The following is a 10,256-nucleotide window of genomic DNA, read 5'->3' on the forward strand; positions in this document are numbered from 1 at the left end:
GGCGCTGTCGGGGCGGCCCCCCCGCGGCGCCCCGCCCCGCCGGGGCCCCCCCGCCGGTGCGCCCCCGCACACCCCCCCCCCGCGGCGGGGGGGGGGCGCGGCCCGCGCCCCCCCCCACTACCCCGCCTGGCGCGAACTCTTCCGTGGCTACTGCGCGTTCTACCGGGTGCCGATGCCGGAGGAGAAGGCCGAACTGGTCTGGTCCTGGCTCCACGACCCGGACCACGAACTGGAGGGCCTGCTGGTCCGCGACGGCGACGGCACGCCGGTCGGGCTCGCCCACTACCGCCCCTTCGCCCGCCCCCTGCACGGCGCCGTCGGCGGCTTCCTCGACGACCTGTTCGTCGCGCCCGAGGTGCGCGGCGGCGGAGCGGTGGACCAGCTGCTGGCCCGGCTGCGGGCGATCGCCGCCGAGCGCGGCTGGAACACCGTCCGCTGGATCACCGCCGACGACAACCACCGCGCCCGCAGCAAGTACGACCAGGTCGCCACCCGGACCATGTTCGTCACCTACGACATGGCCCCGGACGCCCCGTGACCCGCGTCCGGGCGGCCTGAGGGCGGGCCTCGGGAGCGGGCCCCGGGTGCGGTCGCGGCCGGGCCCGTGATCCTGGTGCCGGACATTCGTTCGGACTTTCTGTTATCGGCGCGCCGCCGGGCGGTCTCCCAGGTGTCGGCACCCGACCCGCCGACCCGGACAGAAAGCGTGGGCACGTGAACAGCGACGACAGGACGACCATCCTCCCGGCGATCGGTGCCGAGAGCGGTGCACGGAGCGGAGCTTCCGGCCGACCCGGCGGCCGCGCCGCGCGCCGGGCCGCCCAGCGGCACACGGAACGCCCCGGAGGCCGGGGCCGCCGGGCCCGACGGCGCGGCCCGGTCGGTCCGGTCGCCGCCGTCGCCGCCGCCGTGGCTGGCACCGGACTGCTCGCCGCCCTGGTCGGCGCCGGCTACGCGGCCTACGGCGGCAAGCAGGCCGACCGGGACACCACCGGCCAGGCGATGGCGGCGGACGCCGCCCTGATAGCCGCCGAGGCCGGCACCCACGATGGCATCCAGGTCCCCGGCGCCGGGGGAGCGGGCCCCGACGTCGCCGCGCCGTCGGTCACCCCGGCCACCTCGGCCGCCACCGACCCGGCGTCGGCTCCGGCCAGTGCTGCCGCGACCACTCCCGCCGCCCCGGCGTCCCCGACGGCCCCGGCGACCGCGAGGGCGACGCCGACCCCGACGGCCACCGGGAAGCCGGGCCCGAGCACGCCCGTGACCGCTCCCGCTCCCGCCAAGCCCACCGGCACCCCGGCCGCCGCGCAGCGCACCGGGGCCCCTACGAGCGCCTCGGTGCCCACCCCGGTCGGCGGCGGCGCCGCGCCCTCCTCCGCCCAGCAGGTCGTCGACCTGGTCAACGTCGAACGTGCCAAGGCCGGCTGCGGCCCGGTCAGCGCCGAGCCCCGGCTGGCCAGCGCCGCCCAGTCGCACAGCGACGACATGGCGGACCGCAACTACTTCGACCACGCCAGCCCCGACGGAGACCACGCCGACCACCGCATCGAGGCGACCGGCTACCGCTGGAGCACCTGGGGCGAGAACATCGCCCGCGGCCAGAAGGACCCGGCCGCGGTGATGGAGTCCTGGATGAACAGCCCCGGTCACCGTGCGAACATCCTGAACTGCGCGTTCAAGCAGCTCGGGGTCGGTGTGCGGACCGGTTCGGGCGGCCCCTGGTGGACCCAGGTCTTCGCGGCCCCGGCCTGACCGGCCCTCCGGCAGGGCCCGTTTTCCGATTCCGCGCAAATTGTTGTTATCTGATCACTCACCACAGGTCTCCGAGGAGGCAGCGGCGAACGGAACACGGCAAGACGGAGTGCGGACCATGAACGCTGACGTGCAGAACAGGACCGGGACCACCCTGGTACGCGCGGCCCAGGCGGGCGACCGGCAGGCCCAGGAGGCGCTGGTCGCCGCCTGGCTGCCGCTCGTCTACAACGTCGCCGGGCGCGCCCTGGACGGTCACGCCGATGTCGACGACGTCGCCCAGGAGACCATGATCCGCGCCCTGGACGGCCTGGACGGGCTGCGCGAGCCGGAGTCCTTCCGCTCCTGGCTGGTCGCCATCACCATGAACCAGATCCGTCGCCGCCACGCCGCCGGCCAGCAGCAGCCCACCGTCGGCGGCCTCGACGAGACCTGGGAACTCGCCGACCCCAGGGCCGACTTCACCGACCTCACCGTCCTGCGCCTCGGCCTCTCCGGCCAGCGCCGGGAAGTCGCCGAGGCCACCCGCTGGCTCGACCCCGACGACCGCGAGCTCCTCGCCCTCTGGTGGCTGGAGGCCAGCGGCGAACTCACCCGCGCCGAACTGGCCGAAGCCCTCGACCTGACCCCGCAGCACACCGCCGTCCGTGTGCAGCGGATGAAGAAGCAGCTCGAAGCCGGCCGGATCGTCGTCCGCGCCCTCGGCGCCTACCCCCGCTGCCCCGAACTCGCCGACGTCACCACCGGTTTCGACGGCACCCCCAACTCCGTGTGGCGCAAGCGCATCGCCCGCCACATCCGCGGCTGCGCCACCTGCGACCGGCTCGGCCGCGACCTCTTCCCCGCCGAAGGGCTGCTGGCCGGCCTCGCCCTGGTGCCGATCCCGCTCGGCTCGCCCGCGCTGCTGCACTTCCAGCACACCGCGGCCACCGTCGCCACCGCCGCCCCGACCGCCGCGAGCACCCATGGTGGTTGGGCCGGGACGGCCGCGCGCAAGGCCGTCCTGGCGAGCGGTGCGGTGGCGGTGGTGACCGTCACCACCCTCGCCCTGGTCTGGTCGCACCCCGCCGAAACCCCGCTGGAGGCGGCCCCCGAACCCACCACCCCGGCCGCCGCTCCCGCCGCCCCGGTGCCCACCGCGACCCCGGCCTCCGCCCCGGTCACGCTGGCGGCCACGCCCACGCCGACCCCCAGCGAGACGGCGACGGCCACGCCGTCACCCACCGCCACCCGGTCGGTGGCCCCGCCGCCGCCCAGCCCGGAGCGCCAACTCGTCGACCTCGTCAACGCCGAACGCGGCAAGGTGGGCTGCGCCCCCCTGCGGATCGACCCCCGACTGCACACGGCCGCCCAGAAGCACGCCGACGACATGGTCGCCCGCGGCTTCTTCGACCACGTCAACCCGGACGGTGTCCGCACCGACGCCCGGCTGACCGCCGTCGGCTACCGCTGGTCCCAGTGGGGCGAGAACCTCGACCGGGGCCCGACGTCCCCCGCCACGGTGGTCGCCCACTGGATGGACGGCGGCATCCACCAGACCAACATGCTGGACTGCGGCTTCAAGGACGTCGGCATCGGTCTGGCCACCGGCCCCGCCGGCGTCTACTGGACCCAGGACCTCGGCGCCCAGCTGCCCTGACGCCGCGCTGCTGCGAGCTATGCGGGGTTGACACCGACCAGTCCGTCGGCCGAGCCCGTCACGTACCCGGTCGCCTCCCCGACCACGCCGCCCGCGTCCCCGACCTGCCCCGGCAACGCGTCCGGCGCACTGGTCAGCGACCCGGACATTCCGTCCTGCCCCCCGACGGCACTGGCGTGCGCACTCGGTGCGGTGAGCGAGGCCACGAAACCCACGGCGAGCGAGGCGACGGCGAGCATGCTGCGCTTCTTCATGGCGGGTCCAACGACGATCCGCCGGGCGGGTTACGAGGGCGGCGGCGGATTCCCTCGTCCGTGGCCGTGCGGCCGGGGCCGTGGCACAGCCGCAGCCCGGTGACGGCCGGTCGGCCGAACGGCGGCGCCGCGGGCGCCGGACGGGCTGCCGGGCGCCGGGCCTTTTCCGGTGGCGGGAGGCGTGGGAGGGCGGTGGGATGGGGAGGGGTCGGGAATGATTCCGGCAAATCGGTTGAATCACCACACTTTCGGTCTCATCGACGTCGGTCTCATCGACCAGGACCCCCCACCGCGACACGAAGGGCACCCGATGCACGCAGCCGAGCTCACGCCAGCCGTCCTCGCCGAGCTGCGCCGCCCCCGGCGCTACCCGGCCGTCTCCGTTCTGCTGCCCACCCACCGCAGCGAGCCCGACAACACCCAGGATCCGGTCCGCCTGCGCAACCTCGTCGCCGAGGCGAAGAACCGGCTGCACGCCGACGAGGCGGTCAGCCGGGCCGACCGGCTGGACGTCGTCGAGCAGCTGGACCGCGCGCTCACCGAGGTCGACCTCGTGCACGCCGAGGACGGCCTGGTGATCTACGCCGCCCCCGGCGAGCACCAGGTGTGGTCCCTGCCGCGCCCGGTGCCCGCCCGGGTCGTGCTGTCCGAGACCTTCCTGACCCGCAACCTGGTCTCCGCCTACACCGCCGGTGCGCCCTACTGGGTGCTGACCGTCGCCGCCGACCGGGTCGCCCTGTTCAGCGGCAGCGGAGCGCACCTGGCCGAGCACACGAGTGCCGCCTTCCCGCTCGACCAGGTCCCGCCGGACTGGGACGTCGAGCGCAAGGAGCGGATCGGGGACGTACCGAGCACCTTCCGCGACGAGGAGACCCGCCGCTTCCTGCGTTCGGCTGACACCGCGCTGGCCGCCGTGCTGGAGGCCGACAATCGCCCGCTGTACGTGCTCGGCGAGGCCGCCGCGATCTCCCTGCTCGACGAGGTCGGCACCGCCGCCAAGCGCGCCACCGCCCAGGTCTCGCGCGGCGGCCTCGGCCATGCCGCCGCCGCCGCGGTGGCCGAGGCCGTCCGGTCCACGGTCGCCGAGCAGGGCAGCAAGGCCGTCACCGAGCTGCACGAGCGCCTCGACCAGGCCCAGGGTGTGAAGGGCCTGGCCGCCGGCATCGACGAGGTCTGGCAGACCGTCGCCGAGGGCCGCGCCGCGGTGGTCGCGGTGGAGGAGGACTACTGGCAGCCCGTCCGGGTGACCGACAACCACCTCGTCCCGGCGGCAGCCGGTGAGCCCGACGTCCGCGAGGACATGGTCGACGAGATCGTGGAGCGCGCCCTCGACACCGGCGCCAAGGTGCAGTTCGTCCCCACCGGCGAACTCGACGCCCGCGGCCACATCGCGGCCGTCCTGCGGTACTGAGCCGCCCGGTACTGACCCGCCCGGTGCGGGCCCGGCAACGGCCGCCGGGCCCGCACCGTCGTGTCACGGCCGCGTCAGGACCGGTGGAACGCCCGCCCGGCAGCACCCGAGGAGACCGACCAGACCCCGGGTATCAGCCCGCCGGTGATCGGCAGGACGTCCGCACCCCGCAGGGCCACCACGCCACCTTCGCCGTTCCGCCGCGCCGTCCACCGGTCGCAGCCCCCGGCACCTGCCCGTCGCCGCTCGCCACCCATGAGAGGACCCCCGTTCTCTGATCGTGCTCGGGACGCTAGCAGGAGCCACTGACACTGAACGCGGGGCGGCCAGCGCGGCCCGGACGGTCCTCAGCGGGTCGTGGTCGGCGAGGGACTGCTCCCCTCGGCGGCCCGGATCGAGTCCAGCACCTGCTGCACCTGCTGGATCGTCACGTGCGACGGCACCCGCATGCAGGCCGTCAGCTGGATCAGCACCAGCGTGCCGGTCCGGGCGACGGCCCGGTGGCCGATGAGTTCCCGGGTGCCGCCGAGCGTGAGGCATTCCTTGTCGAGCGCGATGTCGGAGGTGACGGCCGATGAGGTGGTGAACTTCCCGACCAGGTCCGGTTGGTCCACCAACCGGAGGGTGAGGAGGGCGCCGCCGACGGGCAACAGCGTGTCGCCCGGGCAGGCGATGCCCGCCGTCCGGCAGGGGGACACGGGGCCGATCGGCCCGTTGGCCAGGTAGCCGATGCCGTTCCGGGGGTCGCCGCTGAAGGTGCTCTGGCTGTACCAGCCGCTCGGCAGGTCGAGCGCCACGTTCGGGTACGACGGGAAGTGGACCTGGGACCTGGCCGTCGGCACCATGGTCGGTGTCGCGCTGGCGCCGGCGCCGGCCGTCGGAACGGGAGGCTCCCCGCCCGGCACCGTCTCGGCCCGTCCGGCCCCCACGCACGGCCCCGCCCCCACCCCCCGCACCCGCGTGGGCGCGATCGCGGGCGCGGCGGCCAGCGCCGCGGCGACCAGCCCGGCGGTCAGTCCGGCCCCGAGCCCGGCGGCCCGCCGTCGGCGTTGGGTGCCGATGGCGCGGGCGCGCACCCGTTCCATCCGGTCCTCGGGCGTGGCGAGCTCCGGTACGGCCTGGTGGAGCAGGATCCGCAGCTCGTCCTCGCCCTCACCGCCGTCCGGCCTCGGGTCGTCCGGGTCCAGCAGGTCAGTACCGATCACGAGGTCCCCCCGCCAGCAGCAGTTCCCGGGCCGGCAGCCGACCGCGCAGCGCGGCGAGCGCGCGGTGCGTCTGGCTCTTGACCGTGCCGGTGCTGCAGCCCAGGACCTCGGCGGTCTCCTCGACGCTGAGGTCCTCGAAGAAGCGCAGCACCACCACGGCCCGTTGGCGCGGCGGCAGGGCACGGACGGCCTGGGCGACCACCTCTCCGAGCACCACCCCTTCGTACGGGTCCGCGCTCGCCGGCGGCGGCTCCGGCAGTTCGCCGTGCGGCAGTTCGCCGGTCCAGCGGCGGCGCCACCAGGAGACGTTGCAGTTGACCAGCACCTTCCGCAGGTAGGCCTCGGGCCGGTCGATGGAGATCCGGTCCCATTTGGGCCAGACCTTGGCGAGCGCGGTCTGCAGCAGATCCTCGGCCTGGTGCGGGTCGCCGGTCAACAGCCAGGCCACCCGCAGCATCTTCGGGCCGCAGGCGGAGACGAACTCCTCGAAGTCCGGTGTGCCATCCCTCATCCCGCCGTCCCCGCCATGGTGTCCGTGCCGTCCCTGTCAGCCGTGGCGGCCTGCTGGGCCGCGATCGTGGTGTCCTACTCACAGCTGATGAACGTGCTGGACGGTGTTCCGGGTTGTCTTCCGGGCGCGGGGATTTTCGGCGGACCGGCGCGGGGAGGTTGGACGGCCCGCGAGCCGGCCGGGACTCGGCCGGGCGGCGGGCGGGCCGTGGGCACCACGATGGCCCCGTCGGGCCCGTCCGGCCAGAGGCGCTCACGGGGCGTCCGGGCGCACGATGCGGCGCGCCAGGGGCGTACGGGTGGGACGCAGGGGGCGGCGGACCACGGATCGGGCGGGCCACGGATCAGGCCGGACCGCGGATCAGGCCGGCCGGGCGACGGTGGGTCAGAGCGTCCCGGAGCCGTGCGGCGCCTCGGTGGGGACACCGCGGGCGGCGGCCGCCGGGTCCGAGGTCACCGGGGCGACCGTCCAGTCGGGGTGGCCGGGTACCGGCGGGGTGCGCAGCCCGTACAGCCAGTCGGTGAGGAAGCCGGAGAGGTCCTGGCCGGAGACCTCGGAGGCGGTGCGCAGGTAGTCCTGGGTGCTGGCGGTGCCGTACCGGTGCTCACGCAGGAAGGTGCGCTCGATCCGGTCGAAGGCCTCGGCGCCGACCCGCTCGCGCAGCGCGAACAGCACCAGCGCGCCGCCGGTGTAGCGCTGGCTGTCGAAGAGCTTGGCGGCGCTGGGAGCGGCGACCGGTCCGGAGTCGTGCCGCCACTGGTCGCCGAGGCGGTAGAGGGCCCGCATCCGGTCGACCAGGGTGGTGTGGCCCCAGGCGTCCGGCCAGCCGCGCTCGTAGCGGTAGACCAGGGCGTAGTAGTCGGCGTGCCCCTCGTTGAGCCACAGGTCCGCCCAGCTGGCGGGGGAGACGCTGTCGCCGAACCAGGAGTGCACCAGCTCGTGCATCTGGTGCGAGCCGATCGCGGACTCGGGCTGGCGCAGGAAGTTCGGCTTGTAGAGGGTGAGGGTCTGGGTCTCCAGGCCGGTGAAGCCGAACGCGGCCGGGTCGTCGGTGTCGGCCGGCAGGAGGCCGTAGGTCTCGAAGGGGAACGGCCCGAGGTGCTGCTCGGCCCAGGTCAGCTGGTCGGCGGTGAGCGCCAGGGCGGGTTCGAGGTCGGCGGCCCGGGCGGTCGGGACGACGTCGCGCAGCGGCAGGCCGTGCGGGCCGGTGCGCTCGCGGACGGTGTAGTCCCCGACGGAGACCTGCACCAGCTCGGTGGCCATCGGCTCGCGGGAGGCGTACCGCCGGGTGGTCCGGCCGTCGCCGAGCCGTTCGGTCTGCGCCAACTCCCCGTTGGCGACGCCCAGCAGGCGGTCGGGCGCGGTGACGGCGATGGTGAACCGGGCCTTGTCGCTGGGGTGGTCGTTGCACGGGAAGACGGTGTGCGCGCTGTCCGGCTGGCCGGCCACCGCGAAGCCGTCCGGGGTCGGGACCCAGCCGGTGTGCGGGAGCCTGGCGCGCGGGTCGGCGGTGTACTCGACGGTCAGCCGCGCGGTGGTGCCGCGGTGCAGGGGCCGGGCCGGGGTGATGGTCAGTTTCTCGTCGTGGGCGGCGAACTCCGCCGGGCGCCCGTCGACCCGGACGGCGCGTACGGTCAGGCCCAGCGCGTCCAGCTCCAGGCGCGCCAGGGTGCGGGACGGCCGGGCGGTGATCACCGCGGTCGCGTCGACGGTGCGGGTAGCGGCCCGGTAGTCGAAGGACAGGTCGTAGGCGAGGGCGTCGTACCCGCTGTTGCCGAGCGAGGGGAAGACCGGGTCGCCGAGGCCGTCCGCGGCGGTGGCGGCCCTGGCGCCGGCGGACAGCAGTGCCGCACTGAGCACGAGGGGGAGGACGAGGCCGAGACGGGGCCTGGACAGGGCGATCACCGCACTTCGGGAGTCGTGGCCCCGAGGGGCCTGGCGGCGGTACGTGCGCGACGCACCGGGCACGGACCCTAGCGGACCGGGGCGCCCGCCCGGCGCCGCCGCCCGGACGGCTGTCGACACGAGGCCATCCCCCGGACGGCCTACAGCGATGGCGGGGCCGCCGCGCGCTGACTAACGTTCGAAGTGCTTCGCCCCCTGACGGACGAGGCCACGGCCGTCGGAGAACCTGGCCAGGTCCGGCGGCCGTCCTTCATGCCCGGGTGCACCCCGTAGGCTGGCGGCCGAGACGACGCCCGCGTACCGGATGCCAGGAGCCGCCGTGACCAGCCCCGATTCGCACGTTCTGGTGATCGGCGAGTGCGTCGCCGACGTCGTCCGCACGGATGGCGCCCCGGACACCGTCCACCCCGGCGGCAGCCCCGCGAACGTCGCGTACGGCCTGGCCCGGTTGGGGCAGCCCGCCACCCTGCTCACCCAGCTCGGGGACGACGCCAACGGCCGGCTGATCCGGGCGCACCTGGAGTCGGCGGGGGTGGTGGTCCGGGCCGCGGGGGTGGCGCGGACCCCCTCGGCCGTGGTGCGCCTCGACGGGCAGGGGCGGGCGCGCTACACCTTCGACATCGGCTGGACGTTGCCGCCGACCGAACTCGCCGAAGCGCCGGGCGCGATCCACCTCGGCTCGATCGGAGCGGTCACCGACCCGGGCGCGGCGGCGGTGCTGGCGCTGGTCGAGCGGTGGCGCGGCCGGGCGCAGATCAGTTACGACCCGAACGTGCGCCCCGCGCTGATGGGCGAGCGGGCGCAGGCCGTGCGGCGGGTCGAGCGCTGCGTGGCGCTGAGCGACGTGGTCAAGGCGAGCGACGAGGACCTGGCCTGGCTCTACCCCGGCGAGGACGTGGAGGCGGTCGCGCGCCGCTGGCTCGCCCTCGGCCCGGCCGTGGTCGCGGTGACCCTGGGTGCCGACGGCGCGTTCGCGCTCACCGCCGGGGGCGGGCACGCGCGGGCCGCAGCCGTTCCGGTGCCGGTCGCCGACACCGTCGGCGCCGGGGACTCCTTCACGGCGGCTTTCCTGCACGCCCGCGCCGCCGGCGCCGACCTCGCCGGCTGCCTCACCCAGGCGGTGACGGCCGCCGCGCTGACCGTCTCCCGCCCCGGCGCCAACCCGCCCTCGACGGCGGAGCTGACGGCCGCCCTGACGCAGGCGGGTTAAGGGCACGACCTAGCCGGCCAGCTCCTTGCCGTACCAGACCTGGGCGTACGGGCCGCTGCTGTAGGCGGGGATCTCGCGGTAGCCGTGGCGGGTGTAGAGCGCGCGGGCCTCGACCAGGTCGAGGCGGGTGTCGAGGACGATCCGCCGGGCGCCGAGCGAGCGGGCGGCCTCGTCGACGGCGGCGAGCAGCCGGGCGCCGCCGCCGGTGCCGCGCAGGCAGGGGCGGACGAACACCCGGGTCAGCTCGACGGTGTCGGCGTCGCGCCGGCGCAGCCCCGCGCAAGACATGGGCGCGCCGGCGTAGTGGCCGAGCAGGAAGTTCCCGTCCCGGGCGGCGAGGTGGTCGCTGGGGGGGCCGGCCAGCCCCCA

Annotated in this window: 10 protein-coding genes; 5 read left to right on the forward strand and 5 right to left on the reverse strand. The window is 75.5% G+C overall.

The annotated features are described in order from the left end of the window. The 3 genes from ACFV6I_RS32410 to ACFV6I_RS32420 all read left to right on the forward strand — a co-directional run. A partial coding sequence (locus tag ACFV6I_RS32410; protein WP_380429184.1) for a GNAT family N-acetyltransferase occupies positions 1–538 on the forward strand: 538 nt, incomplete at its 5' end. Between the two features lie 176 nt (positions 539–714). Further along, positions 715–1,752: a CAP domain-containing protein gene (locus ACFV6I_RS32415; protein ID WP_380429186.1), complete on the forward strand. Its 1,038-nt coding sequence runs from the start codon at positions 715–717 to the stop codon at positions 1,750–1,752. A gap of 118 nt (positions 1,753–1,870) precedes the next feature. After that, positions 1,871–3,391: a sigma-70 family RNA polymerase sigma factor gene (locus tag ACFV6I_RS32420; protein ID WP_380380216.1), complete on the forward strand. Its 1,521-nt coding sequence runs from the start codon at positions 1,871–1,873 to the stop codon at positions 3,389–3,391. A 17-nt stretch (positions 3,392–3,408) separates the two neighbouring features. On the opposite strand, the gene ACFV6I_RS32425 is transcribed toward ACFV6I_RS32420, so the two are convergent. After that, positions 3,409–3,645, reverse strand: a complete 237-nt coding sequence (locus ACFV6I_RS32425; RefSeq protein ID WP_380429189.1) for a hypothetical protein — start codon at positions 3,643–3,645, stop codon at positions 3,409–3,411. Between the two features lie 310 nt (positions 3,646–3,955). On the opposite strand from ACFV6I_RS32425, the gene ACFV6I_RS32430 reads away from it, so the two are divergent. Further along, positions 3,956–5,056 carry a hypothetical protein gene (locus ACFV6I_RS32430; protein ID WP_063346065.1) on the forward strand — a complete coding sequence of 367 codons (1,101 nt, stop codon included), beginning with the start codon at positions 3,956–3,958 and terminating at the stop codon, positions 5,054–5,056. Between the two features lie 347 nt (positions 5,057–5,403). On the opposite strand, the gene ACFV6I_RS32435 is transcribed toward ACFV6I_RS32430, so the two are convergent. The 3 genes from ACFV6I_RS32435 to ACFV6I_RS32445 form a co-directional block, all read right to left on the reverse strand. Next, entirely contained in the window at positions 5,404–6,261 is an 858-nt protein-coding gene (locus ACFV6I_RS32435) for a hypothetical protein (protein WP_380429192.1), read from the reverse strand. Beyond that, positions 6,248–6,772, reverse strand: a complete 525-nt coding sequence (locus tag ACFV6I_RS32440) for a SigE family RNA polymerase sigma factor (RefSeq protein ID WP_063346063.1) — start codon at positions 6,770–6,772, stop codon at positions 6,248–6,250. Before ACFV6I_RS32440 ends, ACFV6I_RS32435 begins: the two co-directional genes overlap by 14 nt. 384 nt (positions 6,773–7,156) lie before the next feature. Further along, positions 7,157–8,632 carry a M1 family metallopeptidase gene (locus tag ACFV6I_RS32445; protein ID WP_380429194.1) on the reverse strand — a complete coding sequence of 492 codons (1,476 nt, stop codon included), beginning with the start codon at positions 8,630–8,632 and terminating at the stop codon, positions 7,157–7,159. A gap of 364 nt (positions 8,633–8,996) precedes the next feature. Between ACFV6I_RS32445 and ACFV6I_RS32450 the strand changes: the two genes are divergently transcribed. Then, entirely contained in the window at positions 8,997–9,887 is an 891-nt protein-coding gene (locus tag ACFV6I_RS32450) for a carbohydrate kinase (RefSeq protein ID WP_380429197.1), read from the forward strand. Between the two features lie 9 nt (positions 9,888–9,896). Here ACFV6I_RS32450 and ACFV6I_RS32455 read toward each other — a convergent pair. After that, positions 9,897–10,256 (reverse strand): GNAT family N-acetyltransferase (locus ACFV6I_RS32455; RefSeq protein WP_380429200.1); only part of this gene is annotated, 360 nt, incomplete at its 5' end.

The organism is Kitasatospora sp. NPDC059803, assembly GCF_042732255.1.
Lineage (GTDB): Bacteria > Actinomycetota > Actinomycetes > Streptomycetales > Streptomycetaceae > Kitasatospora.